The following is a 25,882-nucleotide window of genomic DNA, read 5'->3' as shown; positions in this document are numbered from 1 at the left end:
GAGATTCTCCGAAAAAAGACGAACTGGGGCCGAAGGTAAAGACCAGGGATTTGGTGCGGATCCTGCACGGCGAGGGGTATTCGGTCCCACAAATCACGGTTGCCCTTCGCATCAATCGCACCTACGGATATGCTCTGCTCAAGGAGTATGAGCCCAAGAAGCACGAACGCTCTGACGAAGCAGGGCTTCGTCAGAAGATCCAAGAGCTTTGCGGAGAATTTCCGACCAATGGGTACCGCCGAATCCGAGTGTGGCTGTACAAGCGCTATCAGCTTCGTGTTAACCACAAGCGTGTTTACCGAATTATGAAAGAGTTAGGTTTGCTAACCCGTTCCAAAGGAGGAACGGCGAAAAGAAAAAAGCAATCGGGCCGGATCCCGGTCACCGGCTCTAATCAGCATTTTCAAGTGGATATGACGAAGATTTGGTGTGGACGTGATGGCTGGGGCTACTTGTTTGCTGTGATTGATGCCTATGACAAAGAAATCGTGGGCTATTCCTTCTCACGGTTCTGCCGAACCGATGAGCTTCTTTCTGCTGTCAACCAGGCGTTGGAAAACCGTTTTCCTCATGGGGTCAAAGGCCGTGGCCTGACGATCCGCAGTGACAATGGATGCCAAATGACCAGCCGCCGTTATGTCAAAGCTTTACAAGACGCCGGAATCAAGCAAGAGCGTACAGGCTACAACAACCCCGATGCCGATGCGTACATCGAGCGCTGGTTCCGGACTCTGAAAGAGGAAACCGTATGGCTCCAGGAATACACCACCTTCCTGGAAGCCAAAAAAGACATCGACCGCTACATCCGGTTCTACAATGCAGAACGGCCACACTCTGCGTTGGGGTACCTGTCTCCAAAGGAGTTCCGTCAACGTTTTACCTCAAATGCGGCTTAAAATGTCTGGACTTTTGGGGTTCATTAAGTTTTAATTTACTTCTTCTTGAGCCAAATGTGTGTTTTAGAGTAAAATGTTCAATCTTGTTCCCTCATTGGACTGAGGGTAAGTCTATTCTTCTTTAACCAAGTCATAAGCATCCCCATAGTTAGTTCTATGCCAGTTGCAACAATGCCGCCGCAGGAAAAATTTCACGTACGAATCCCAAAACCAGCAAGGGGATAAGTACCACACCAGTGATCAAGCCGGTAATATAAGCCGTATTCCAGTGCTATCCTTCATAAAGGAGTCCCGCAGTTTTTTTCACGGATTTACCACGCTAATACATACAAAAAGCAAAAATCTCATTTTTAACAATAAATGTTAAAAATTAGTTAGTGATTTGTTCAAAACCAAATATCTGAAAAAACTCCTTTCGATATCCTTCTAAATCAGTGATGCTTCTTATATTTCCGTATTTACCTGATCCCATATTTGTTTAACAGATTCCTGTACATCGGTTCGCGTCATCCAAACGTATACGACCTTTATGATCCAACTCTACCGGATATCCAGTGTAAGCTTTTCCCTAAAGAGTCTATCTATGTGTTCAATACAGCTTTCATGTAAGCCTTTCTCTTTCATTACTTTATAAAGGATAGATATATAAAGCGGAACTACAGGAATAGCAGAACTGGATTGAGTAACCACGGCTTTATTGACAAAAACAAAAACTTGCCCACTGATATCTTCTAAATCTTTTCTAAGTTCGTTCGCGGTTTGTTCAAGATGATCTTTTGCTTTCCCGATCGTCCCATCCCGATAGATAGGATGAATTAGTTCAGGGCCAATGTATGAAAAAGCAACAGTAATAGCTCCTTTAGCCAGTACATTTGCTTTTTTTAATGCCAAAATCCACGCTTCCAATCTTCTCCTCCCATTACTTTTACCGTTTGATCGATTTCTTGTTCTGTGGCAGGCTCAACCATTACCTTTGATACTTCTCCGGTATGAAAATCTACTGTTTTAGAGTAGAACGCCTCCCCAATAGGTTTTAAAACCGATTGAAAAACTTCCCCTGTTTCAGGATCGATACGCCTTGAAGCTGCCAGGCTGTAAATAACCAGATCCACTTTCTGTTTGATCAATTCAATCACTTGATCTTTTACTTCATTTGAAAACGCATCTCCATGGACACTTTTGGCATAATAACCCGCTTTCGTTGCAGCCTGCTCAAAGGCTACTGTATTGTACCAACCAATAGAAGCAGTCCGTTTGCCTTTACTGGCTTTTCCGGAAAATACACCTATGGTATCTGCCCCTGCACCAAAAGTCGAAACGATACGAGATGCTAACCCAAATCCTTTAGATGTTCCAATCACTAACACTTTCTTTGGCCCATGAATGCGAGGTTTAGCTTGAATGTACTCGATTTGTTTCTTTACTTGTTGGACACATCATTCTGGATGAGCCTCGAAATCTTGGTTGTATCGTCATTTGTTTAACCTCTCTTATCATTGCATGGATGAATACTATCCAGATAAGATTTGAAAATGGATCAGTCCCCTATAGGAAAACAACACCCGGACGAATCGCCCGGGTTTTTGTTTCAATCACAAGCTATTTTCAAAAGAAAAAACGGCCCATTTTAGATCAAACGATCCTGATTAATTCATTTAAATTATAAATAATATGGTCCGGTTGCTGACCCATACGATCAAACACCACTTTTTTCCGGTTGACCCATGCTGTTTGGAACCCAAAGCTGGATGCGCCTGTAATGTCCCATGTATTCGATGAAAGGAATAAAATGTCTTCGCGTTCGCATTGTAACCGGTCAAGAGCATACGCATAAGCCGCTGGCGAAGGTTTATACTGTTTCACACCATCTACACTCATCAGTTCGCTAAAATAGGGATTGAGATGATGATATTCAACTAATGGTTGGATCATGTTCAGTGTTCCATTAGTCAAAATGGCCAGCTGATAGCGGTTTGCTAACTTTTTGAGTGCGTTCGGTACCTCTTCATAGGGAGACAGGGTTAAATAGGATCTTAGTAATTCCTTCTCCTGATTCTCCGCGAGCGCCACTCCTAATTGCTCGCACGCAAATCGAAGACTATTTTTTGTAATTTCATCGAATGGTCTGTAACGGCCGATAATATGTTGGATGAACGCATACTCCAGTTGCTTTGTTCGCCAAAGCTCGCTGATTTGTTGACCGCGAGTCGGAAACAGTTCCTCACATTTTTGTATGACAGAATGAACGTCGAACAATGTTCCATATGCATCAAAAACAATGACCTTCACGTTTTTTTTACCCATTGAAAGCACTCCTGTTCGTTAAGCTTTAACCCAATTTGGAACCATTTCCACGCCCGCTGCTTTAAGTGTGGTGTAAACCGGGCAACGCAAATCGGTTTTTTCCTGTAGTTCTTTGATTCGTTCTTCAGGTTCGCTTGTTTTTACTTTGGCATGAATCGTTACTCTTTCAAAGTATGGGCGAACATTCGGATCTCCCATTAGCCCAGCTGGGTCAAATTCACCACGGATATCAAATTCGATGCCTTGCAGATCAAAGTTCATTTCTTTGGCAACCATATTTGCAATCACATTCTCGCATCCGGCCAGTGCACTTAACAGGGTGCCAAGCGGATTCGGCCCGGTATCTTGGCCACCCATCACAGGAGGTTCGTCTATAATAATCTCATGATTTTTTGAACGTGCTTTTGTTTGCATGCCTTGAGAAACAGCAGTAATTCTTTCGATATTTTTAGGCATAGTAATTCCTCCTAGCTATCCCAACCTGTATAACAATCAATCTGTACCTACCGGTTGGTACAGAACATAGTGGCTCCAACCAATCCGTACCATCCAAGCCAAAGCCGGTAAGCCCGCCGTCGTCTTGGCGGCCTGTGATACTCTATCTACCTTTTAACCCTTTGCCCATTCCTTTAAGAAAATGAATGCTAAAACTGATGGCACGATTGATGTCCGGATCACTCAACACTTTAACAAGATCAAAGATCCCGACTTTTTTATTCTTTTGTAAATGTTCCCCTGCTTCTTCCATACCGGAAGCAACGCTTTTTAATAATTTTTGGGTAAGTTCAGGGTCTATTTCCGCTAAGGTTCCAGCTGCTCCCATAAGATTATTGATTATGTTAATTACCGGCTTTCGTGTCAATTGACTGACCGTGATTTTCGCAATTTCTTCTTTTGCTTTCAGTATGGCTTGTACTGCTTCGAGAATTCCGCTGTCATGTAATTCCCGAACAAGTTCTAAAGTCTTCTTGAGCGCAGTCTCATTTTCCGCTAGATCAGCTTTCAGCTGGTTTAGCGATTGCTGTTTTTTTTCTTCTTCCGAGAGAACGCGTTTTTTGATAACCGAAATGGGATTAGCCATGATTCCCACCTCCTTACGCTTTATCCACTAAGGATACATAATCAGGACGTTTCCATTTTCGTTCCACTTCAACCCCATTTTGTGGATGACGTTTTTTATATCTTGGGTTGGTAAGAGGGAGCGGAATAGATCCTTCGACATCTAACACTTGCATGCGTACACGGGTCTGTTTATACGCCGGTGTATGGGTACGATGATCCGTCGCAGAACCAGTGAGAAGGTTAATTGCACTTTCATAACTGACCGAGTGCATCGGAAGATATAATTCTTTTCCTTTGACCCGATCAGTTACTAGAACGCGTGCTTTAATCGCCCCAAATGGAGATTCCAAACGGACCAAGGATCCATCTTTCACTTTTCGTTCTTTTGCCAACTCAGGCGAAACCTCGACGAATACGCCCGGCATCTTTGATTGAATTCCCTTGGATTTGTTAGTCAGGTTTCCTTCATGGAAGTGTTCCAATAAACGCCCGTTGTTAATTAATAAATCGTATTCTTCAGGGACTTCATAAGGAGGAATCCAATCCGATAGAGCGAAACGGGCTTTTCCATCCGGAAAATTAAAACGTTCGGTATAGAGAAGCGGAGTATCCGCTCCGTCATCACTTCCCCAACATAAGCTATTCCATCCTTCCAAGCGGTCATATGTCGCTTGAGAATAGAGCGGAACAAGGCTAACAATTTCATCCATGATTTCTTTTGGGCTTGCATAGTTCCAATCCGCACCCAATCGTTTCGCAATCTCCTGGATAATCCACCAGTCCGGTTTCGAATCCCCAAGTGGCTCTAATGCTTGATACAAGCGTTGAATACGACGCTCGGTATTGGTGAAGGTTCCTTCTTTCTCCAGGCTTGGCGAAGCAGGTAAGACCACATCGGCAAACTGAGCCGTTTTAGTCAAGAAGATGTCTTGGACAATCAAAAAGTCTAATTGACTTAGAAGATCATGCACATGGTTGGCATTAGAATCAACCAATGCCATATCTTCTCCCACGATATACATGGCTTTTAATTTGCCTTCCTCAATCGCACGAAGCATTTCAATATTATCCCATCCCGGTTTTTCCGAAATAGGTACACCGTATGCTTTTTCGAATTTTGCACGAGCCACCTCGTCGGTCACATGCTGGTATCCTGGCAACCATCCAGGCAAGGTCCCCATATCACAAGCACCTTGCACATTATTATGGCCGCGAAGCGGATAAGCTCCGGTACCTGGACGCCCATAGTTACCTGTCAGAAGAAGGAGGTTCGAAATGGCTGCAGATGTATCACTTCCACCCGTGTTTTGGGTCACGCCCATTCCCCAAAGAATGCAAGTTCCATCCGTTTCATGAATCATGGTGGCAATTTGAATTAATTTTTCTTTTGAAACACCTGTTACCTCTTCGGCATATTCCAATGTGTATTTTTCAAGGACTTTCTTGAACTCTTCGAAGTAGTGGACCCGTTGTTTAATAAATTGTTCATCATGCCAGCCTTGATCAATGATGTATTTGGCTACCGCATAGAGCCATACCTGATCTGTCCCTTGTTTCGGACTGATAAACAGATCGGAACGTTCTGCCAGTTCATGTTTGCGTAGGTCAGCAACGATCAATTTTTGACCATGCAACTTATGCGCACGTTTGATGCGTGTAGCCAAAACAGGATGACCTTCGGTAGGGTTTGCCCCAACGATAATCACAAGACCAGCTGAAGCGATATCCTTAATGGTTCCTGAATCCCCACCCATTCCAACTGTACGAAGTAAACCGTCAGTGGCAGGGGATTGACAGTAACGGGAACAGTTATCCACGTTATTGGTTTGGAACACCTGCCGAGCCAATTTTTGCATTAAATAGTTTTCCTCATTGGTAATCTTAGAGGAGGAAATGAATCCAATCGCATTTCCACTATAGGTTTCTTTAATAGAACCTAATTTACTTGCAATCAACTTTAATGCTTCTTCCCAAGTTGATTCCACAAATGCATCGCCTTTGCGAATTAAAGGTTTTGTTAAGCGTTCTTCGCTATTGGCGAAATCCCATCCGAATTTTCCTTTGACACAAGTCGAAATTCCATTTACCGGCCCATCGGAGGTGGGTTGAATTTTTAAGATTTTACGCCCTTTGGTCCATACTTCAAAAGAGCAACCTACGCCGCAGAACGTACAAACGGTTTTCGTTTTCTTGATTCGTGTCTCGCGCATCGCGGCTTCCATTTCCGAAATCGCAAAAATACTGCTATACCCGGGTTCGACTTTTTTAACCAAGTCAATCATGGGATTTAACAGATCTTTGTCGATTCCGGTCATAAATCCGGCTTCGCCCAGCATGGATTTTTCCATTAACGCATTACATGGACAAACCGTCACACATTGTCCGCAACTTACGCAGGAAGAATCGTTGATTGCCACTCCATCATCCCAAATAACACGTGGACGATCTGCCTCCCAATCAATGGACAGGGTCTCGTTGACCTGAAGGTTTTGACACACTTCCACACATTGACCACACGCAATACATTGATTGGGATCGTAACGGTAAAATGGGTGTGACATATCCACTTCATCTGGACCGGCCTTAGGTTTATACGGATATTTTTGGTGTTCGATTCCCATCAACATCGCTGTATTGTGCAACTTGCAATTTCCATTGTTATTATCGCACACGGTGCAGTAGAGAAGGTGATTTTCCAAAAGTCTGTCCATCGCTTCAGTTTGTGCTGCCTTGGCGCGTTCGGAAGATAATTGAATATTCATTCCGGGAGCTACTTTGGTTGAACAGGATCTTACCAACTTCCCATCCACTTCCACGATACAGGTATCGCACGTTTGAATGGGGTCTACTTCAGGTACATAACATACTTGCGGATGCGGGATACCGTTTTGATTGATCACCTCAAGAATGGTTGAACCCGCTTTGACTTCGTATTTTTTTCCGTCTATGGTAATCGGAATGAAGTTATTACTCATGGTTGATACTCCTTTTTTAAAATAAAAAACTCCACCACGAACAGACGCATGCCCTATTCGGCATCCATATGTTCATGGTGGAGTAGTAAATAAGCATATTTATACTTATTTACCAATCCGCCAGCCTCAAAATTAGAGACATTAACGGCAAGCAGAACTCAATACTTGCGCGTTACTGCCTTGAAATATTTACAGAATGATTATAACTCTGTATCGAAAATCATTTCAATATTGCGGAATGGTGAACTACATCGCCATTGAAATGGCGAGCTTCTCGCTTCATCGAGGCGACTCACGCCGTTCTCTCCACAAAGGCACGTCCCATGCCTGTTTCTGTTTAGTTTTACGTGTTTTCGCACTTCATGATTGGATTATACAAAAAATTGTTGCTCTAAGAGCATCCCCGCAAGGGGTATACCGAGCAACGCTCGCTTTTATCTACCCCATTGAAATGGGGAGGAATCTCGCTCACTCGCTCACAATCCTAAATTCCCAGTTTTAATTCTTTAGTATAATGATTTTGTGCAATAAAATAAAGATCCAAATTCAGTTTAGGAGAATGATGGAGATGAAGAAAGAAGGAGCGTTCAATGAAATCATTCGAAAAGTACGGAAGGATTTATTTGGAAAAGGTCCCGAACGAATCCAAACCACGTTTGTTAATAATATGGCCATTACGATCCTACACGGGAATTTAACACCAACAGAAAAATTTATTGCACGTACGACCGAGGGCAAAGAAATGGTTCATACGGCTCGAACTAAAATGATTCAAGAAGTATATACCACCAATTTCCATAAAGAATTGGAGAAATTGATTGGTTCGAAGCTTATTTATCTCTTTTCAGATATTAAAGTGGAAGAAGACATAGCGGTTTCCGTTTTTATTTTTGAAAATAAAATTCATAGTTGAGAGTTTGGGAAATCCAGACGTGGGAACTACCATCGCGACTAAAATGGGATATGGCGGTTTTGCAGAAACGGAAATCACGAAAGGAATCTGCGGCTAAAAAAACAATGGAAAAGGCCAGATGAATAGCAAATGGAACTAAAAAAACGGCAATAGCGGGGAACCTCGGGGTAGGAATGGCCAGTTTTTCACCAAAAACAAGCCAAGCCCCTTTTCCGGAAATTTTCGGGAAAGGGGCTTGGTTCATTCGGTTCATCTCTCAGGCTCTTCGATTCTCCTCAATGCCCGTTCATATTCCTTCGGCGTATTCACGTTCATCGCAAACTGGAGTGAAAGTCCTTGCCTTGCAAAAAAAGTTTCGTCTACGTATCGGCAACGGATCGCTTCCAAGAAGCCATTTACCTGGCGCACTCCTTTTTTAAGCAGTTCGCGAATGATTTCCGCGCTGGTCTTGTCATATACGGCATGAAGTGGTTGCCGTTTCCCTTCCACAACGGGAACAACTGCCTCAACTGATTGGCTTGTCCGGCACTCCACCAAACGCTGTGCGACTCGCCCGCAAATGAAAGGCATATCACATCCGACCACCCAAACATCGGGATAAGAGGCCTTTGAAAAAGCCGATGCCATACCACCGAGCGGTCCCATACCCGGCCAGTCATCCGAGATAATCCGAATTCCCTCTTTTGCATAAGGAACAAATCGCCCAGGCTGATTTGTCACCACCCAAATCTCCTCACAAACCTGTTTCATTTCCCGCAATTGTCGCTTTAAGAGAGGCTCCCCGCCAAACGGCAACAACGCTTTCACCTGTCCATTCATCCGTCGGTTTTGCCCGCCTGCCAAAATGACCCCTGTCAACAAAACTGCTTCACCCCCTAACTGCTTTCCCCGTTTTCCCCCGGCCAATCCTGCAACAAAATATCAAGCATATGACAATCTTACAATGGACTATTTTTTCCACCCCTAGAAGCATTGTGAAAAAGTTTTAGAAACAAACAACCAAAGACGAATTTTACAAATATTGATAGAACCTATTTCAATTACAGGATGGTATAAAGGTTATTCATCGGGGCATAGTGTTCTCTTTGCTTCAGGCTCCTTTGTAGCAAAGGTCGCTACAGAGAAGCACCACGTCCCTTTAGCTGAGTTTTGAAATAACTTTAGCCAAATATTGTATAGGGATGGAAAGATTTTTGAAAGTAAGTGGCCTTTTGCCGCCAGCGATGTACATGGCCATCGAATCGGCCAAGATCCGCACTCCCTTTTGTGGGTCGTTTGTTCCGCGGCACAACGGTCTTTACAATGAGCTCTTAACCACTTCTTTGTCAACCATTAAAACAACATCGCCACTAATAAATTGATTTTATTTTCATTTATGGGTTAATGTATAAATGGTGTCTTTTAAAAGATTTATTCCAGTCCCATTTTATAAAAAGGCCCCGGGGCTGTCATGCCCCACAAAATAAAAAAACCGCTACGTCCAAGAGGTGATTAAACATAAAACGGCAAGGCCAAGGCCGTTTTATGGATCAGCTCTTTTTGTTTTTCGAGTATGAAAGAACCATTTTCTTTTTTGGAGGGAAATCATGCTAACACACTTCAATGAACAACAGCGCGCCAAAATGGTCGATGTCTCTGAAAAAGAACCGACCCGACGCATCGCGGTCGCCAAAAGCAGAGTCGTCATGAAACCGGATACTCTAAAAGCGATCGAACAAGGAAAAATGGCCAAAGGTGATGTTTTGGCCGTTGCACAAGTGGCGGGGATCATGGCTGCCAAAAAAACCGCCCAGTTGATCCCGATGTGCCATCCCATTTTCACCACAGGGGTAGACCTGCACTTTTCCACCGTCAGTAATGATACAATCGAAATTACAGCGACGGTCAAAACGGTCGGCGTCACCGGAGTCGAAATGGAAGCTTTGACAGCGGCGAGTTTCGCAGCATTGACCATCTACGACATGTGTAAAGCCATCGACCCTAACATGATCATCGGGCCAACATATTTGGCAGAAAAAAGCGGAGGCAAAAGCGGCCATTTTCGTTTTGACGGACAGAAGGAGGACAAAGGATGCATGTGAAAGTGGGAATTGTCACAGTCAGTGATCGTTCTGCCAAAGGTGAACAAGAAGATGCCAGTGGGGAGTTGCTCAAAAGATTGTGCCCAAAATGGGATATCGTCGCATATCGAATCATCCCCGACGAACAGGACCAAATTGAAGAAACGCTCAAAACGCTGGCCGACAAAACAGGGTGCCACCTGATCCTCACCACGGGCGGAACCGGTTTTGCCCCGCGTGATGTCACCCCCGAAGCCACGAAATCCGTTATTGACAAAGAAGCTCCCGGGCTATGTGAAGCGATGCGCGCGGCCACGCTCAAGTTTACGAAATATGCTATCTTGTCCCGCGCGGTTGCCGGCATCCGCAATCAAACATTGATTATCAATCTTCCCGGGAGTCCCAAAGGAGTGGAACAATGTTTTGCGGTGATTGAAGATATTTTGCCCCACGCTTTGGCGCTAATTTCCGAAGATCCACAGCACTGAAACGAAACGGGAGGGAAATCCATGAGTTTTCAACGAGAAATCATCAAAGTGGCAGAGGCTCGAAAGCGGATCATGCCACACATTCGCGTCAAAAACACCGAAAGGGTCCCACTGTTTAAAAGTCACGGGCGCCATTTGGCCGAAGAAATTCGCGCGAATACCCATCTACCCCCTTTCCGTCGCTCTGGTATGGACGGTTATGCCGTTCAAACCTCCTCAACCAAAGGAGCCAGTAAAGAAAAACCTGTTTGGCTTGAAGTGCTGGAATCCATCCCTTGTGGTCATGTTCCCAAACATGAGACGCGTCCGGGTACGGCCTCCCGTATTATGACTGGCGCCGCCGTTCCAGACGGTGCAGATGCTGTTGTCATGTTGGAAATGACACAAACCATTGACAAAGAGGGAAAAACCTATGTCGGTGTGCAAAGAGAAGTCAGTCCCGGCAGCAACATTGCCTCTATCGGAGAAGAAGTAACCCAAGGCACTCTGCTGTTGGAAAAAGGAAGAAAAATCGGCGCAGGTGAAATGGCACTCCTCGCCACATTTGGTCACGCGGAGGTAGAGGTCTTCAAGCAGCCCACTGTAGCCATATTCGCCACAGGGTCTGAATTGCTCGATGTGTCGGCCCCGTTAGAGCCGGGTAAAATCCGTAACAGCAACGGTTTCATGCTGTACAGCCAAGTGATGGATGCCGGCGCGCTCCCCCATCTTAAGGGAATTTTGCCGGATGATGCGGAAAAGGCGCGTACTGCCATTTTACAGGCGATGGAAGTGTATGATCTGGTCATTACGACTGGTGGCGTATCCGTAGGCGATTATGACATTCTGGTCGATTTCTTTTCACGTTGGGACGGACAAATGCTTTTTAACAAATTGGCGATGCGTCCCGGGAGCCCCACCACCGTTGGTGTTTTCAAAAACAAATTCCTGTTTGCCCTGTCCGGAAACCCCGGGGCTTGCTTTGTCGGATTTGAATTGTTCGTCCGTCCGGTTTTGTTAGGAATGATGGGCAAAACCCCTCCCGATCTGTCTGTCTTTACCGCTATCATGGCAGAAAACTTTCACAAACCTTCACCCTTTGAACGATTTGTCCGCGGTATCTATTCAATCAAAGAAGGCAAAGTGTTCGTCCGGCCCGCCGGAATGGAGAAGTCCAGCATCACTTTAACGATCCGGGATGCCAACTGCCTCATCATCGTGCCTTCCGGAGGCCGTGGGGTACAAAAAGGGGATTTGGTTCGGGCGATCATGTTGAAAAAATGGGAGTGATGATGTGCGCCCAAAAGTTTTGCAAATCGTCGGCTACAAAAATTCAGGTAAAACTGCACTCGTTTGCCGTTTAATCTCAGAACTCTCCCGGTTCGACCTTCGCGTCGGAACCATCAAACATGACGGCGCGCATGATTTCACGCTCGATCACCCCGGAACGGACACATGGAAACACAGCCAAGCGGGCGCGCATACCATTGCCATTACCTCCCGGCAAAAAACCGCTTGGATTCGCCGACAACCCACTACGCTCGAGATGCTGATCGCCGCCATGTCAGACATGGATATCGTTTTGGTGGAAGGGTTTAAACGGGAGCCATACCCTAAAGTCGTTTTACTCAAAAACGAAGCAGAGCTCGAGTTGATTCACCAGGTTTCAAACATCGTGGCGATTCTTTCCCGGTTTTCACCCCCGTCACTTCCCTATCCAGTTTGGACGACGCAACAGGTCGAAGGTTTGCTGGAATTTTTGCTTAAAACGATGGGAGTTGATCACAATGAAAAACTTTGCGGTGACTCATGAAAAAATTGAGCTCACCCCTTTAATCGATTGGGTCAAAGACCGAAATTGCGGAGCCATCAGCACGTTCATGGGAACGGTGCGCGAACTGACCGGAGAAAGAAGGACGCTCTATCTGGAGTACGAAGCGTATCATGAGATGGCCGAAAAACTTTTGCGACAACTCGGCAATGAAGTAACCGAAAAATTTGCCTGCACCAAGGTCGCGATTGTTCACCGGGTGGGACGGTTGGAAATCGGTGATGTTGCGGTCGCCATCGCCGTTTCCGCCCCGCACCGTGACGCCGCCTTCAAAGGTTGCCGTTATGCCATTGAAAAAATTAAAGCGACGGTTCCCATCTGGAAAAAAGAAGTTGGTGAAGACGGTTCATATTGGGTGGACCATCCAACCGCGCAAAAAGGGGGATCGGCATGAGCGGAAAACTCTGTATCCTCTGTTTTGCCAACATTGGCGAAAAGTTGGGGAGATGGGTGGAAGTTCCCACAGACGAGAGTTTGTCTGTCTCTGAACTGCGCCAGCTGTTGGTGGAACGTTATCCGGAATATAGCTACTTGATTCGAACCTGCATGATTGCGGTCAACCGCGAGTATGCAGGCGAAAATACACAGGTGCAGGCGGAAGATGAGGTGGCGCTGATCCCGTTTGTCAGCGGTGGCTAAACAACCCAAGCGAAAGGGGATTTTTTCAATGAAACCCATTTTGGATTCCCTAGGACGTCCCTTGCGGGATTTACGTATCTCCGTGACGGACCGTTGCAACTTCCGTTGCCGGTACTGCATGCCGGAAGAACTGTTCGGTCCCTATCATGCCTTTTTACCGGCTTCCCAGTTGCTCCGCTATGAGGAAATCGAGCGGCTGGTTCGTATTTTTGCCAGGTTGGGCGTGAACAAAGTCCGTATCACCGGGGGCGAACCTCTGCTAAGACGGGAGCTCTCGAAACTTATTCGCATGATCTCCTCCATCGACGCCATTGAAGACATTGCGCTGACCACTAATGGCATTTATTTGAAACGATATGCCTATGACCTGAAACAAGCCGGACTCAAGCGGGTCAACGTTAGTCTCGATACCCTTGATGACCGAACCTTTTCCTTGCTCAATTCGCGCAAATATAAAGTCAGTCAGGTCCTGGAAGGAATCGAAGCGGCGGCAAAAGCGGGACTCCAAGTGAAAATCAATATGGTCGTGATCAAAGGGATCAACGATCACGAGATCGTAAAAGTTGCCCGCCATTTCCGCGAACAAGGACATATAGTTCGCTTTATCGAATATATGGATGTCGGAAACAGCAATGACTGGGACCCGAAACAAGTCGTTTCCAAACAAGAGATTCTAAACCGCATTCAGGCCGAAATGCCGGTGGCCGAAGAAAAACTCCACACCTTGGGTGAAGTGGCCACCCGTTTTCACTATCAAGGATCCCAGGCGGAGTTCGGTATCATTCCTTCCATCACGGAACCGTTTTGTTCCACCTGTACCCGCTTGCGCCTGTCGTCGGACGGCTTTCTTTACACGTGCCTGTTCGCCACTGCCGGGCATAATCTTCGCGACTACCTTCGTTCAGCTGCTTCGGATGAAAAAATCGAAGCCTTCATCCGGAAAATCTGGCAAGAGCGCCAAGACCGTTACTCAGAGAAACGCTCACACCAACCTACCGACAAACGCGCCAAAAAAATTGAAATGTCCTATATCGGCGGTTAAAAAAAAGCCGGACACACGGAACTGGTATTAACCCTGCAAGTAGACTATGTAAATAAAGCCCGAGTATTTATGCGGCGATCGCTTCCCGGTATTCGACCGGGGAACGATCGCCAAGTCGCTTTTGGGAGCATTCATGGTTATAGAACGTAATGTACTGATCAATAGCTTGATACAACTCATCAAGGGTTTCCGGACATTGAAGGAGTAACATCTCCGACTTAAGATGGGAAAAGAACGATTCGATACAAGCATTATCTAGGCAGTTCCCTTTACGCGAATGGCTCCCAACCATTCCTAGTTGCTCGAGTTTCTTGCTATACTGCCGGGAAGTGTACTGGAAACCTTGATCTGAATGAATCAGGGTTTTCACCACTTCTCTGTTTTCACATGCTTTCTCCAATGTTTTCATGACCAATGACAGATCATTCCGTTTCGAGACGTGATAAGCGATGATTTCATTATTGTATAAATCCTGAATCGCAGATAGATATACGAAGCCACCGTTGATCGGCAGATAAGTAACATCCGTCACCCATTTCTTGTTCAGCGCTGCTGCGCTGAACTTTCGATTCAAACGGTTTGGAAATACAACAGACTGCTGCTTTCCAAAGAAACGCCTCTTTTTACGGATCACAGAACGGATTCCCAGCTCCTTCATTAGTCGATAAACGCGTTTGTGATTGACAAGGAAACCTTCCTTTCGGAGAGCAACTGTCATCCGTAAATAGCCGTAGTAGGGGTGAAGACGATGAATGGCCATGATATGATCTTTTAAGATGTGTTCCTGTTGAGCGTGGTGGCTGGCCCGCTCACGAGCCTTTCGCCACTTGTAGTAACCAGCTCGCGAGACCTCGGCGATCTCTAATAGACACGTCAATCTATATTTGCCGCGTAATGATTCAAGGATTTCGAAACGAGCCTTTTTTGTAACTACTCCTTTCCGTGAAGATTGGGATACTGCTTTTTTAGGTACTCCACCTCTGCTTTCAGATAGGCCAATTCTTCCTCAATGCTTGCAAATTTGGTTTTTGGTCGACCGTTTCTCCGTGCTTTCTTGCACAAACTAATCTGACGTTTATCCCCCAGAGATTCTCCGTTCTTATACTTTTTAACCCATTGCTTGATTTGTGTGCTTGAGGGAACTCCCATCTGATCTGCGACAGATTGGTAACTAAGTTCTTCCTCCAGATAAAGTCGAACTGCCTTCAATTTGAATTCAAGTGTATAATTACGAAATTTTTGACCCTTAATAGCCATAAAAAATCCCCTCCGGTCGTCTGTGTGTCCATTTTACCAGATGGGCTTTTTTCACACAGTCAACCTTTAGGGGATAATACCAAACTCTTCTCCGATTGCCTCCGGCTTTTTGAATTTAGAACTTGGTTCAAAATGTCTTAACATACATACCCATACTCGTTTTCCCTGCTCTCTGATCCCAGGCGCTTCCGCTGACCCTGCGGCGGCAAAGGCCACTTGTTTTCAAAAACCTTTCCATCCTTCAAAACTCAGCTGAGGGGCGTGGTAATACTTCTGTTTTTCCACATATCTTGAATCCTTACATAGCTAAGTCTCTTGTAACTCGACCTTTGTTTCCTTATTTTACATAATATGCTATAATAATTTCTTACAGAACGAAAATGAACTCATCTCAACCAATGTCATCGTTTTCACGAAAGCGAGGGATCAATCGTGCTCATCTCCACCCGCCAACGGGTCATCAAATGCCAAGATTCCGTCGTTCACCATACGGAAGATGAGGTTGCCGTCGAGTACCCGCTTACTATCATGCTCAATGGGGAAGAATTTGCCACCATCGTTTGTAGTCCCTCCGACTTGGAGGAGCTGGTTCTTGGCTTTCTCGCCGCGGAAGGCGCAATCCGTTCCGCCGCGGAAGTAAAGTCTCTCGAGGTTGATCAAAAAAGAGGCTTTGCTTATGTGGAAACGGCAAATCCCCAAACGCTATCAAAAGAATATTATTCCAAACGATGGCTCGGTTCCTGTTGCGGCAAAAGCAGGCAATCCTTCTATTTTTATAATGACGCCAAAACAGCCAAAACCGTGACAAGCCAGGCAAAGATATCCATTTCCGAATGCTATCGCCTGATGGAAATGTTGCAGGAAAAATCATCCTCTTTCCGCCAGACCGGCGGTGTCCACAATGCCGCCCTGTGCGAACAGGGGAAAATTATCGCTCTTCGCACGGATATCGGCCGTCATAATACATTGGACAAGCTATATGGATTTTGGTTGCGCCATCCTTTTCCATTATCTGATAAACTGATTGCCTTCAGCGGACGCATCTCTTCTGAAGTCTTGCTCAAAGTCGCCAAAATGGGGGTCGGCATCCTCCTTTCCAAATCAGCTCCCACCGATCTGGCTCTTAACCTGGCGGACGAATTGGGAATCACGACGGTCGGCTTCATACGCCGTCAGCAAGGCAACATTTATACCCACCCAGAACGAATTTTGCCGACTTGATATGAGGCATGAATAGACCATACGATAATGATCAAAAAGCGGAAAAAAACCCTTTGGATGCACGTAAGCTGCGCATTCGAGAGTTCGGAGGTACAATGAAGCCCCAACTCTTCCCGTCGAAGGCGCACCTGCGGAAGCTCCATTATGAGTTCACCTCCATCAAGCGCTCATATACGTCGAGAGAGCGTACCTCCACCTCCGGAATCTACCATGCGCGGAGGCGAGGGACTGAAAGTCCTTGTGCATAAGTAAGACCAGCGTATTGGTTTGGGCAATGAACGACAGTTTGGATCGGGAAACCTTCTCGTGGCAAGCCGTTCGCTCTTTCCCAATCCAAATCTCGACTTTTCCATCCCGCCTCCCAAATGGTCGTCTCCCGACTGCTGTAGTCGATGCAAGGTGCTCCTTTTACCGCATTTTCCACGTCAGAACTTTCTTTTGTTAAACCTGAACCGACCAAGGTCGTATTACCCGTCGTTTTTTCATTGATGCCGCAAGGGAGTCGTGAACAAAATGGGCCCATCTACTTGCTTCACAATGTATTTTAAGAAGGCTAGGATTGCACTTTTTTCTTAGCTTGACGGGCATGTGGTATTACCCCTATAGGGGTTTTTACGCAAATCTCAGGTTGAACGAACATAGAAACATTTTCTTTAATTTTTATATTTCTTCACCCAAAAAAAGTCTGTTGACCTTCCTAGTTTGTCAACAGACTCAGACATGTGGCGACATTTTAATCCGTTTCCAACCCTTGCTTAAAATCATTCATGCATTGATCACAAAGACCGAGGAGAATTTCATCATTTTCTTCTTCACCCGGGAACTGTTCTTCTGCACCACACACTTCACAAATTTTCATGCTCACCCTCCACTTGAAACCCAGTATTAATTACAGCTTGTTTGAAATCATGCAATGAGGCCGATTTCTCGTTAAAAGAGAGAACGGCTTCCCCTCTTGAAAGGTCAATATCGACTTGGCGAACCCCCCACACATCCTGAAGACCTGCCAACACTTTTTCAAGATCTTCTTTGTTTTTCATTCCCTTGATCTTTATTGTTTCTTTTTTCATCGACAACCTCCTTTTGGTGAGTTTGGCCTGAATCATTTCTCAATGATTCGCCCACCCCCTGCAACAAAGCCATCATCGAAGCGATTGAAATCCGAACGTCTGGATCACGAATGTACTTGGCCAAATCCCATAAACTCGGTATTTTCCCATTCAAGTTTTTCTGTTTAGCTGATTCCAGGCCGCGGAAAAGTCCATTCAATAACCTTTGCAACTGTTCCGGTTGGATTTTACCAAGCAACTCCATCAGTGTGATGGCGTTTTTCAGGATATGGTGCATCTTGGGTTGATTAAGCTGTTCAACTACAATCAAACCCACTTCATGCCGTTGCTCAAGCAAGGCTTTAACCGCCGCTAAAATCCCCATCTCCTGCAGGTAACGGGCAATTTCCAACATGTCAATGATGGCTTCCCTGCTGTCAGCTAATGACTCAATGATCTTCATCAAAGCCTGAGACTGTAATTCCTCTGGTGTCGGTTCCACTGGTTTAATTTCACGAATTGGTTTTGCCATGGGACTGCCCCCCTTTGAACAGTTCGGCGATCGGCACAAAATCAGGTCGGTTCCACTTCTCCTCTACCCTTACGCCAATTTGGGGTTGTCTGTTCCCAAATCGATGGTTCACCTTGGGAAGGGGAGATTGTCCTTCTGCCTCAATAACCTCCAATTTTACTCCCATTTCCTTATAATTGGGTGTATGTGTATATTTGTCGAAATAACTACTCGTTAAACGGTTGACTGCTTTGTTTTCATCTCTCGTGTTCATGGTTAAATAGATCTCGTTCTTCGCTACATTATTTGTCACCAGCGCCCGGACTTCCACTTCCCCATAAGGCGACGTTAATCGGACGAGTGATCCATCCTTTATCCCTCGTTCTTTGGCTAACTCCGGGGAAATTTCAACCCATGGGTTTGGTACTTTGTGCGTGATTCCTTTTGAACGGTAGGTCATGTTTCCTTCATGAAAATGTTCAAGCAACCGTCCATTGTTTAAATGAACATTATATTCGGTTCCAGGTTCAAATGGTGAAGTCCAATCAACGGGATACAGCCGGGCCTTTCCGTCCGGAAATCCAAAGCGCTCCGTAAACAAAAGCGGCGTATCCGTTCCGTCTGGCCGTACGGGCCAAAGTTGACTGTTCCAACCTTCTAAGCGTTCGTAAGAAACACCCGCAAATATGGGAGCCAGACTTGCGGCTTCCTCCATAATTTCACTTGGGTGTTGATAGTTCCAACCGGCACCGAGTTTATTGGCGACCATCTGGATAATTTCCCAATCCGGTCTGGACTCGCCCAAAGGATCCAAAACACGGTACAGCCGTTGTATTCTCCGTTCAGTATTGGTGAAGGTCCCCTCTTTCTCTAAACTGGGGGATGCAGGTAAAACGACATCCGCATATTGGGCGGTTCGAGAAAAAAAGATATCCTGCACCACAAAAAATTCAAGCTTCTCAAAAGATGCCTCCACATGATTGGAGTTGGAATCAACAAGCGCCATATCTTCTCCAAACAAGTACATCGCCTTAATTTTTCCTTTATTTATCCCCTCTACCATCTGATGGTTATTGAAACCCGGTTTTTTGGGCAAAGTCACTCCCCATGCCTTTTCATAACGGGCTCTGACCTCATCATGTTCTACAGGTTCGTAACCGGGGAACCAAGCCGGCATTGTACCAAAGTCACAAGCTCCTTGCACATTATTATGGCCGCGCAGGGGATAAGCGCCCGTTCCCGGTCTACCGTAATTCCCCGTTACAAGGAGAAGGTTCGAAATCGCGGTACTCGTATCCGTTCCGCCCAGATGCTGAGTTACTCCCATCGCCCAACATATGCACATAGATTTGGCCTCATGGATCATTGTAGCCAGTTGGACAATTTCTTTTTGTGTGATTCCGGTTTTTTCTTCGGCGTAAGATAATGTGAATTTCTCGAGTGATTTTACGTATTTTTCAAATCCATTGACTCGTTGTTGGATGAAGGACTTATCATACCAATCCTGATCGATGATATATTTGGTAATCGCCGATAACAGGATCAAATCCGTACCGGGGTTGGGATGCAGATACAAATCGGCTCGTTCGGCTAATTCATGTTTTCTCAAATCAATAACAGCCAACTTTTTCCCATGAAGCTTATGGGCCCGTTTAATGCGCGTCGCCAAAACAGGATGGGATTCTGCAGCATTAGCCCCCACAATCAAGACCAAATCAGCTTTTTGTAGATCTTCAATCGTTCCGGTATCGCCCCCAATACCTACCGTCCTCATTAACCCCATCGTAGCCGGTGATTGACAATAACGGGAACAATTGTCCACATTATTTGTTCCAAAGACAGCCCGAGCCAGTTTTTGGAACAGGTAATTTTCTTCATTTGTGCACTTGGATGAGGCAATAAAACCGATCGAGTCTGCACCATATTTATCTTTAATTCCTTGCAATCTCGTCGCGACTAAGTTCAACGCCTCTTCCCACGTAGCTTCGACAAACGCATCTCCTTTACGAATCAAGGGCTTTGTCAGTCTATCTTCGCTATTGACGAAATCCCATCCGAATTTTCCTTTGACGCAGGTGGAAATGTTGTTTACGGGTGCATCCGCTTGAGGTTCAACTTTCAGAATTTGGCGGCCTTTTGTCCAAATCTCAAAGCTGCATCCCACCCCACAATAGGTACAAACCGTTTTAGTTTTCTTGATGCGCGATTTGCGCATGGACGCTTCGATCTCCGAAATAGCAAAGATTTCTTTATATCCCGGCTCCACTTCTTTTGTAATATCAATCATCGGTTCGAGTATATCCTTAGGAATTCCAGTAAGATAACCAGCTTCGCCCAGCATCGACTTTTCCATCAAAGCGTTGCAGGGACAAACAGTTACGCAATGGCCACACGACACGCACGAGGATTGGTCAATAGGTACATCATTATCCCAGATAACGCGAGGCACATCCCGATTCCAGTCAATGGTAAGTGTTTCATTTACTTGAAGATCCTGACAAGCTTCCACACAACGACCACATAAAATACATTGATCCGGTTCATAACGGTAAAAAGGATGGGAATTGTCAGGGGGGTAGGGCTTTGCTTCAAACTTATATTTCTGGTGCTCGATCTCCAATAATTCCGCTGTGTTATGTACGACACAATTACCGTTATTGTTGTCGCAAACGGTGCAATAAAGTTCGTGATTTTTCAAGATGCGACTCATTGCTTCATACTGTGCTTCCTTTACCCACTTAGAACAGGTATCCACTCTCATCCCTTCGGTCACGGGCGTCGTACAAGCCCGTACCAATTGCCCATTTACCTCTACATGACATGTATCGCACGTTTGAATAGAACCTAACGCCGGATGGTAACAAATACTTGGGATCGTATACTGTTGAGCGGTAGCCGCATCTAAAATAGTTTGGCCAGGCTCCGCTTGAAATTCCCGATCATTTATATAAAAGGTTACTGATTTTTTACCGTTTTGTTCGTTCATTAATTATAACCTCTTCTTTCCTTAAAAATTACTTATGTAAAACGTATAAATAATGATTTTTGGTATTAATTTCCCCCAGATCATTAAGAAGTATACTCTCAGTCCTTTACCCACGTTTCCCGAGAGACAATTGGCACATGATGATTTGTAAATACCAGCCATTTCTCTCTAGGGTTGCGGATTTGTTTCTTACACCCGCCGATCTTGATTTGATATATTGATTTAAGATAAAGTCCCCACAATAAATGGAGTTTTGAATCAAGCGTAGCTCATTTGCTACTTCTTTCTTACCCTTGGTTTAATGCTGGTGATCCGCTCCCACCCGTCCTTTGTGTACCAGTTGAAGATCTGCCGACGACCTAGGCTTCATCTTCATTGATTTGCAACCCGTCTACCTGGTCAAACGTTGCACTGAGGGCATTAATCCAGGCAGCCCTTTTCTCCACACAAAAAACCCCTGCCTTCTTTGTAAATGCGGCAGGGTCACATGCAGACTATATCTTTAATTCGCCCAATCTTACCAACTCCACTACGGCTTGGGACCGTCCTTTCACATTCAACTTTTGCATGACGTTACTGATGCGTACCTTTTGCAAACTTTGGGACAGCTTTTTGTCGACTGTTTTTCTAGTCTAGTCTGGATATAACCTTCTTTTCAGGGGTTCGAATCCCTACATCAGCACCAGAAGGGTTTGGACGAATTTTTGTCGGCAGGCTCTCGACAGTTTGTTACCTTACCACCGTGTCTAGGATACTACTGGTGGAACGTAGGCTTCATCGCAATGTGAAGCGGTTATTCAAGCGACTTTCACGTCACACAGATGGAGCATCGACCGATTTTGCCGCCATCTGCCTAGGGCGTGTCTGGTGAATATTCTAAGATTCCATTCTAAAATGAAAATTAACATAACATTTCGTAAGGGGACATCTATGATGAGACGGCGATACGAAATTACGGATGAAGCTTGGGAAAAGATTGCTCCATTGTTACCCTCAAACGGTAAGCGTGGATCTTGTATCAGCATCCAGCTGTCATGGAAGCAGCCGTTGTCGGCGTTCCCCATGACAAGTGGGGAGAGGTGGGCAAAGCCTTCGTTGTACTGAAAGAGGGTTGCCGGGCGACTGAAGAGGAACTAATTGAATTTTGCCGTCAACATCTTGCCTCCTACAAATGCCCCCAGTCAGTGAAGTTTGTCGATAGCCTGCCAAAAAGTGCCGTTGGTAATGTGGTTCGGCGGGTGCTGAGGGAGCCGTACTGGGAGGGCAAGGAACGGAAAATTTGATAAGAAACGAAGAGGAGGGAAAAGATGAACGCCTTTGATCGTTTGGCTGTCATAGGGTAGTACCAGCAAACATGCCATTACCCCAAAGTAGATTTTAAATTTAAATACTTTGATATTTATGAAAAATATGTGTTAAAAGCGTGAATTTTTTCTATTAACCTCTCTATGTCGTCATGTCAATGTTCCACCCATTCAGTCTAACTGATGTAGAAATAAAAAAAGGCTTAGTTCCTTTACATTGGAACCAGCCTTTTTTGTCTAATTCGGGTAAATTCAAATCAAACTAATCATTTCTTCTCTCTTGATCTTCTTGTCACTGCCTGCTGGATAGTTTGCAAGGAGATATTCTTTTAACCGTTCCGCCCATTCTTCTTGGTATCCGTCCACTTTCCTTATTCTCTCCATGAACTCGCCCTGAGTAAATTCATCATTTATAGGTTCAAATTCTTGCGGGCATTTATGTTCCCTATTATCAAATATATATGCTTGTTTTATTGTAAAAAAAACTGCATAAAATACACACCAATAGACTAATTCCGCTTGTAAATCGCCTGGGAAAGGGTCATATTCAAGAGAAATAACGTAAAAGCCCTCATCTTCATCACCTAAACTCATATACATGTCAGATCCAGTATACTTCTTCTCTTCTACCCATTCCCAACACAAATCAATTGTTTCTCTTACTACAGGATAACAATCATAATTAGTTAATTTATCTAATATTTTTTCCGATAATGTTAAATAATAAGCAGCTTTCGCATCAGCAGTTACATGCTCATACCATTCCACAATCTATAACCTCCTATTTAATCAGGGTATTTATATTGTTTACCATTTTTCACCATAAAGAAATGTTTTTTCGTAATTTTTGCTCCCTCTTCTATCTCACTTGATACAAATATTTCAAGATTTGGGTACCGCTTACTTAATTGATATAATATCCCTTTATTTGTATTAGGGTTTCTTCCGAGTCCTGACTTACATGCTGGACAGACACCATCTGAGTTTGATTGATGAATATATAGTTTTCCTTTTACATCTTGAGGATTTGGATATAAAGCATCAACTTTTTCAACAAATTTATTGATAACCATTTCTTCAGCATGTCTATCATATGGAGGGTTGAATGGTGCTTTAATCGGTCTATTTGGCATTTCCTCATCTAAAGGCTTTAATCCTGCTTCTGGTGGTGCTTCTTTTATAACTCTTGGAGATGCACCTTCAAATACTATACCTTCTAAACCTTTGACATCTGTTCTACCAACAGCTATCGTATCTATATCAGTACCTACTTTTTCTCTGAGATTTTTTAAATCATTTTCTAAAAGTCCTGTGTTAATGCATGGCGTCGCTACTGCAAAATAACCCCGTACCTGGTTAAGTGCAACGCAATTGGTCGTGCTTTTGAAGAGATTTTTTACAATCGGCGTTTTGGTGAGAAGTGGTTCCAGTGAAGATGCTGCCTTGTTGATGGCCGGTTCAGCGAAATGGACAAGGCTAACCATTCCTGCGCCAAAGATCCCAGAGAAGATCATGATTTTCCAGTTGATCTTTCGACCGTGCAGGAGGTCGTCGGCAACACTGGTTCCCGCTCCTTCAATTGAACCGATAAATCCGGATCGGGTGAAGATTTTTTGCAGCGGTCCGGGCAGTTTCCCGATCAGTTTGCTTCCTCCGCGGAGAAGCGGTCCAAGAAATCTGGATTCGGCCAGTCCTGTCAGCAGCTTCTGCCCAACTCCGGTGGCCAGGGCTCTTGAGGCTCCGCCGGCAATGCCCGCCCCGCACAGGCCAAGCAATCCGCCAATGGCCGCATCCAGGAAGGTGTTTTTATCGATTCTCCCGCCATTCAGGGCGACGCTGATCAAGAACGACGAGGCCGCACCAATTAATACGGAGGCTCCCAGCGGAGGGGCGACAAAACATAACACCACCCCGACTATCACCACAGCAGCACATGCGATGTACTCTTTATATTTTACGATCCAATTCCATGCGGCGGACAACCCATCTACGACAACTTTGGCGATTTTGTCACATACATTACAGATCCAGTCCCATGCTTCGGAACAAACTTCCTTTGTTTTATTCCAGGCACTGGAGACGGTTTCCTTTGTCCAATTCCATGCTTTCGTAAGCCAATTTCCATCTCCATCCTCTTTTTCTTTTTGGGAAGTTGAGGTGACTGGCGCTTCCTTCGCTGGAGCCGGACCTGGTTGAACCTTTTCAAAATGGTCATTTATATGGGGAACGTTAAAGCTGCTCCCACTCGCAAAAGCTTGGTCACTCCCCAAAATGCCTATCCCAATAAATGCGAAAAGAAAAATGATGATGAAGGGTTGAAAAACTTTACTTACACGAAAAGAAAAGAATCTTCTCAAATTCCTCTCCCCATTCGTTTATGTATTTGTTTATAGCAATATATTATGTCAAGCGGGAATTGATGGAAAGAGGAATTCCTTGCTTATAGCAAAACATCCTAATTCTTTTATAAATGATAACCTTCCTTGTTTTCCTTATTACATATCTTCCCAATATAAAAACCCCCGGAACACCGAGGGTTGGTGGAGCATAGCGGGCTCGAACCGCTGACCTCTACACTCCCATTGACATAGAGATATTAGAGTTAATAAACGCAAATAACTCTAGTTATAGGCTTTTTACTTACCTTTGAACTTAAAAAGATACGCTTCCGGCACTTTAAACCAATACGATTTAGGATGTTAAGGTTGAATTTTGATTCAATCCATAGGCTTTCTTACGACCATTTCAACCCTTCTCAAACGAATAAGCTATGTCAATCCTCCCATCCGGAGAAATCACCACTTCATCCAACAACGTCTGAAACACCTGCAATAGATCCTCATTCTCCTCTTCTAGCACTTCAAACGCTTGCCGAATGTTTTCCACCTTTTTATGGGTGTATTCTTTTTGCCCCAGAATTAATATCTCTTCCTCCAGTTGGTGAATTTGTTCCTCTAGCTCGTTTCTTTTCTCCTCAAACTCTTGTTTCCTAATTAGTTGATCCAAATACAGGTCCACCAGGCTTTTCTTTTTCTCTTCCCACTGTTGCAATTGCTTTTGAATGGCTTTGAACTGGTTTTCCCTTTCCTGTTCCACTTCGCTCACAAAGTTGAAAGCAATGGATTTTCCTTTTTCTTTCAAGCATTGAATAACAAACTCCCTTACATCTTCGTACAAAATCGGCCAATGGTTCACACAGCCATGCGTTCCGGATCGACGGTAATTGGAACATTTCAAATAGCGGTATTTCCGCTTGGAGCCATCGGACGTACAACGACCATATTGGACCTGCATTCACTGCACTTGCAGATTCCCAGCAAATCATTCCATGGGGTAATGTTGACCTTCTCACCATTCCTTTCTTT

At 44.8% G+C, this 25,882-nt stretch carries 27 protein-coding genes and 2 pseudogenes; 11 read left to right on the top strand and 18 right to left on the bottom strand.

Annotation, left to right across the window (positions count from 1 at the left end; all coding sequences use genetic code 11):
• Window positions 1-896, top strand: an 896-nt coding sequence (locus tag I8U18_RS16290; RefSeq protein ID WP_198065061.1) for an IS3 family transposase, incomplete at its 5' end; no start/stop codon positions are given.
• 370 nt (window positions 897-1,266) lie between these two features.
• Here the strand turns inward: I8U18_RS16290 and I8U18_RS17895 are convergent.
• The 6 genes and pseudogenes from I8U18_RS17895 to fdhF (I8U18_RS16265) form a co-directional block, all read right to left on the bottom strand.
• Complete coding sequence (locus I8U18_RS17895; protein WP_232336432.1) at window positions 1,267-1,368, bottom strand: hypothetical protein; 102 nt, start codon at window positions 1,366-1,368, stop codon at window positions 1,267-1,269.
• Between the two features lie 68 nt (window positions 1,369-1,436).
• Window positions 1,437-2,281: pseudogene (fabV, locus tag I8U18_RS16285) on the bottom strand (enoyl-ACP reductase FabV).
• A 247-nt stretch (window positions 2,282-2,528) separates the two neighbouring features.
• Window positions 2,529-3,200: a haloacid dehalogenase type II gene (locus tag I8U18_RS16280; RefSeq protein ID WP_198056520.1), complete on the bottom strand. Its 672-nt coding sequence runs from the start codon at window positions 3,198-3,200 to the stop codon at window positions 2,529-2,531.
• An 18-nt stretch (window positions 3,201-3,218) separates the two neighbouring features.
• Window positions 3,219-3,656: an OsmC family protein gene (locus I8U18_RS16275; RefSeq protein WP_198065060.1), complete on the bottom strand. Its 438-nt coding sequence runs from the start codon at window positions 3,654-3,656 to the stop codon at window positions 3,219-3,221.
• Window positions 3,657-3,798: 142 nt separating this feature from the next.
• A complete protein-coding gene (locus I8U18_RS16270; protein ID WP_198056518.1) occupies window positions 3,799-4,281 on the bottom strand; it encodes a helical membrane plugin domain-containing protein in 483 nt (160 codons plus the stop codon).
• A 13-nt stretch (window positions 4,282-4,294) separates the two neighbouring features.
• Entirely contained in the window at window positions 4,295-7,237 is a 2,943-nt protein-coding gene (gene fdhF / locus I8U18_RS16265) for a formate dehydrogenase subunit alpha (RefSeq protein WP_198065059.1), read from the bottom strand.
• Window positions 7,238-7,805: 568 nt separating this feature from the next.
• Between fdhF (I8U18_RS16265) and I8U18_RS16260 the strand changes: the two genes are divergently transcribed.
• Window positions 7,806-8,150 carry a Na-translocating system protein MpsC family protein gene (locus tag I8U18_RS16260; protein ID WP_198056516.1) on the top strand — a complete coding sequence of 115 codons (345 nt, stop codon included), beginning with the start codon at window positions 7,806-7,808 and terminating at the stop codon, window positions 8,148-8,150.
• Here I8U18_RS16260 and I8U18_RS16255 read toward each other — a convergent pair.
• Together I8U18_RS16255 and mobA are read right to left on the bottom strand one after the other, a co-directional pair.
• Window positions 8,122-8,403 (bottom strand): hypothetical protein, encoded by a 282-nt coding sequence (locus tag I8U18_RS16255; protein ID WP_198056515.1) that lies wholly within the window; start codon window positions 8,401-8,403, stop codon window positions 8,122-8,124. The genes I8U18_RS16260 and I8U18_RS16255 overlap by 29 nt on opposite strands.
• Window positions 8,400-9,011, bottom strand: a complete 612-nt coding sequence (gene mobA / locus I8U18_RS16250; protein ID WP_198059857.1) for a molybdenum cofactor guanylyltransferase — start codon at window positions 9,009-9,011, stop codon at window positions 8,400-8,402. Before mobA ends, I8U18_RS16255 begins: the two co-directional genes overlap by 4 nt.
• Before the next feature lie 725 nt (window positions 9,012-9,736).
• On the opposite strand from mobA, the gene moaC reads away from it, so the two are divergent.
• From moaC to moaA, 7 genes are read left to right on the top strand one after another with little or no spacing between them, the layout of a single operon-like run.
• Window positions 9,737-10,231, top strand: a complete 495-nt coding sequence (gene moaC / locus I8U18_RS16245) for a cyclic pyranopterin monophosphate synthase MoaC (protein WP_198056513.1) — start codon at window positions 9,737-9,739, stop codon at window positions 10,229-10,231.
• Window positions 10,222-10,698: a molybdopterin adenylyltransferase gene (mog, locus tag I8U18_RS16240; protein ID WP_198056512.1), complete on the top strand. Its 477-nt coding sequence runs from the start codon at window positions 10,222-10,224 to the stop codon at window positions 10,696-10,698. Before moaC ends, mog begins: the two co-directional genes overlap by 10 nt.
• 21 nt (window positions 10,699-10,719) lie before the next feature.
• Window positions 10,720-11,967, top strand: a complete 1,248-nt coding sequence (locus I8U18_RS16235; RefSeq protein WP_198059855.1) for a molybdopterin molybdotransferase MoeA — start codon at window positions 10,720-10,722, stop codon at window positions 11,965-11,967.
• Window positions 11,968-11,971: 4 nt separating this feature from the next.
• Window positions 11,972-12,490 carry a molybdopterin-guanine dinucleotide biosynthesis protein B gene (mobB, locus tag I8U18_RS16230; protein ID WP_198056510.1) on the top strand — a complete coding sequence of 173 codons (519 nt, stop codon included), beginning with the start codon at window positions 11,972-11,974 and terminating at the stop codon, window positions 12,488-12,490.
• Window positions 12,465-12,902: a molybdenum cofactor biosynthesis protein MoaE gene (locus tag I8U18_RS16225; RefSeq protein WP_198056509.1), complete on the top strand. Its 438-nt coding sequence runs from the start codon at window positions 12,465-12,467 to the stop codon at window positions 12,900-12,902. Before mobB ends, I8U18_RS16225 begins: the two co-directional genes overlap by 26 nt.
• On the top strand, window positions 12,899-13,147 hold the full coding sequence (locus I8U18_RS16220; protein ID WP_198056508.1) for a MoaD/ThiS family protein: 249 nt from the start codon (window positions 12,899-12,901) through the stop codon (window positions 13,145-13,147). The genes I8U18_RS16225 and I8U18_RS16220 overlap by 4 nt, the downstream gene beginning before the upstream one ends.
• A 28-nt stretch (window positions 13,148-13,175) precedes the next feature.
• Window positions 13,176-14,189 carry a GTP 3',8-cyclase MoaA gene (gene moaA / locus I8U18_RS16215; RefSeq protein ID WP_198065058.1) on the top strand — a complete coding sequence of 338 codons (1,014 nt, stop codon included), beginning with the start codon at window positions 13,176-13,178 and terminating at the stop codon, window positions 14,187-14,189.
• Between the two features lie 67 nt (window positions 14,190-14,256).
• On the opposite strand, the gene I8U18_RS16210 is transcribed toward moaA, so the two are convergent.
• Window positions 14,257-15,446, bottom strand: a protein-coding gene (locus tag I8U18_RS16210) for an IS3 family transposase (protein WP_198059854.1) whose coding sequence is annotated in 2 segments (ribosomal slippage) — window positions 14,257-15,146 and window positions 15,146-15,446 — 1,191 coding nt in all. Because the reading frame shifts where the segments join, the coding sequence is not laid out codon by codon here.
• A gap of 432 nt (window positions 15,447-15,878) precedes the next feature.
• Here I8U18_RS16210 and fdhD point away from each other — a divergent pair.
• Window positions 15,879-16,667 (top strand): formate dehydrogenase accessory sulfurtransferase FdhD, encoded by a 789-nt coding sequence (gene fdhD, locus I8U18_RS16205; RefSeq protein WP_198056506.1) that lies wholly within the window; start codon window positions 15,879-15,881, stop codon window positions 16,665-16,667.
• 733 nt (window positions 16,668-17,400) lie between these two features.
• Here the strand turns inward: fdhD and I8U18_RS18070 are convergent.
• The 6 genes and pseudogenes from I8U18_RS18070 to I8U18_RS18360 all read right to left on the bottom strand — a co-directional run.
• Window positions 17,401-17,526, bottom strand: coding sequence for a hypothetical protein (locus I8U18_RS18070; protein ID WP_255517870.1), 126 nt, complete (start codon window positions 17,524-17,526; stop codon window positions 17,401-17,403).
• Window positions 17,513-17,737, bottom strand: a complete 225-nt coding sequence (locus I8U18_RS16200; RefSeq protein WP_198056505.1) for a heavy-metal-associated domain-containing protein — start codon at window positions 17,735-17,737, stop codon at window positions 17,513-17,515. Before I8U18_RS16200 ends, I8U18_RS18070 begins: the two co-directional genes overlap by 14 nt.
• Window positions 17,685-18,248, bottom strand: a complete 564-nt coding sequence (locus I8U18_RS16195) for a helical membrane plugin domain-containing protein (RefSeq protein ID WP_198056504.1) — start codon at window positions 18,246-18,248, stop codon at window positions 17,685-17,687. The genes I8U18_RS16200 and I8U18_RS16195 overlap by 53 nt, the downstream gene beginning before the upstream one ends.
• Complete coding sequence (fdhF, locus tag I8U18_RS16190) at window positions 18,229-21,213, bottom strand: formate dehydrogenase subunit alpha (RefSeq protein ID WP_198065057.1); 2,985 nt, start codon at window positions 21,211-21,213, stop codon at window positions 18,229-18,231. The genes I8U18_RS16195 and fdhF (I8U18_RS16190) overlap by 20 nt, the downstream gene beginning before the upstream one ends.
• 98 nt (window positions 21,214-21,311) lie before the next feature.
• On the bottom strand, window positions 21,312-21,455 hold the full coding sequence (locus tag I8U18_RS16185; protein WP_232331165.1) for a recombinase family protein: 144 nt from the start codon (window positions 21,453-21,455) through the stop codon (window positions 21,312-21,314).
• Between the two features lie 252 nt (window positions 21,456-21,707).
• Window positions 21,708-21,800 (bottom strand): annotated as a pseudogene (locus I8U18_RS18360) (helix-turn-helix domain-containing protein); the annotation flags it as partial.
• Window positions 21,801-22,226: 426 nt separating this feature from the next.
• On the opposite strand from I8U18_RS18360, the gene I8U18_RS16180 reads away from it, so the two are divergent.
• A complete protein-coding gene (locus tag I8U18_RS16180; protein ID WP_232336431.1) occupies window positions 22,227-22,496 on the top strand; it encodes an AMP-binding enzyme in 270 nt (89 codons plus the stop codon).
• Window positions 22,497-22,769: 273 nt separating this feature from the next.
• Here I8U18_RS16180 and I8U18_RS16175 read toward each other — a convergent pair whose 3' ends face one another.
• From I8U18_RS16175 to I8U18_RS16165, 3 genes are all read right to left on the bottom strand, one after another.
• The gene (locus tag I8U18_RS16175; RefSeq protein WP_198065056.1) at window positions 22,770-23,285 is read right to left on the bottom strand and encodes an Imm6 family immunity protein; all 516 of its coding nucleotides are present in this window, start codon (window positions 23,283-23,285) and stop codon (window positions 22,770-22,772) included.
• Window positions 23,286-23,302: 17 nt separating this feature from the next.
• Window positions 23,303-24,874, bottom strand: a complete 1,572-nt coding sequence (locus I8U18_RS16170) for a hypothetical protein (RefSeq protein ID WP_198065055.1) — start codon at window positions 24,872-24,874, stop codon at window positions 23,303-23,305.
• Window positions 24,875-25,262: 388 nt separating this feature from the next.
• The gene (locus I8U18_RS16165; protein ID WP_198065054.1) at window positions 25,263-25,811 is read right to left on the bottom strand and encodes a recombinase zinc ribbon domain-containing protein; all 549 of its coding nucleotides are present in this window, start codon (window positions 25,809-25,811) and stop codon (window positions 25,263-25,265) included.
• Window positions 25,812-25,882: the final 71 nt, after the last annotated feature.

The sequence above is a fragment of the Thermoactinomyces sp. CICC 10522 genome (assembly GCF_016055075.1).
Classification (GTDB): Bacteria; Bacillota; Bacilli; order Thermoactinomycetales; family Thermoactinomycetaceae; genus Thermoactinomyces_A; species Thermoactinomyces_A daqus.
The sequence above is the reverse complement of the archived record's forward strand: the minus strand, read 5'-3'. Positions and strand labels throughout refer to the sequence as shown.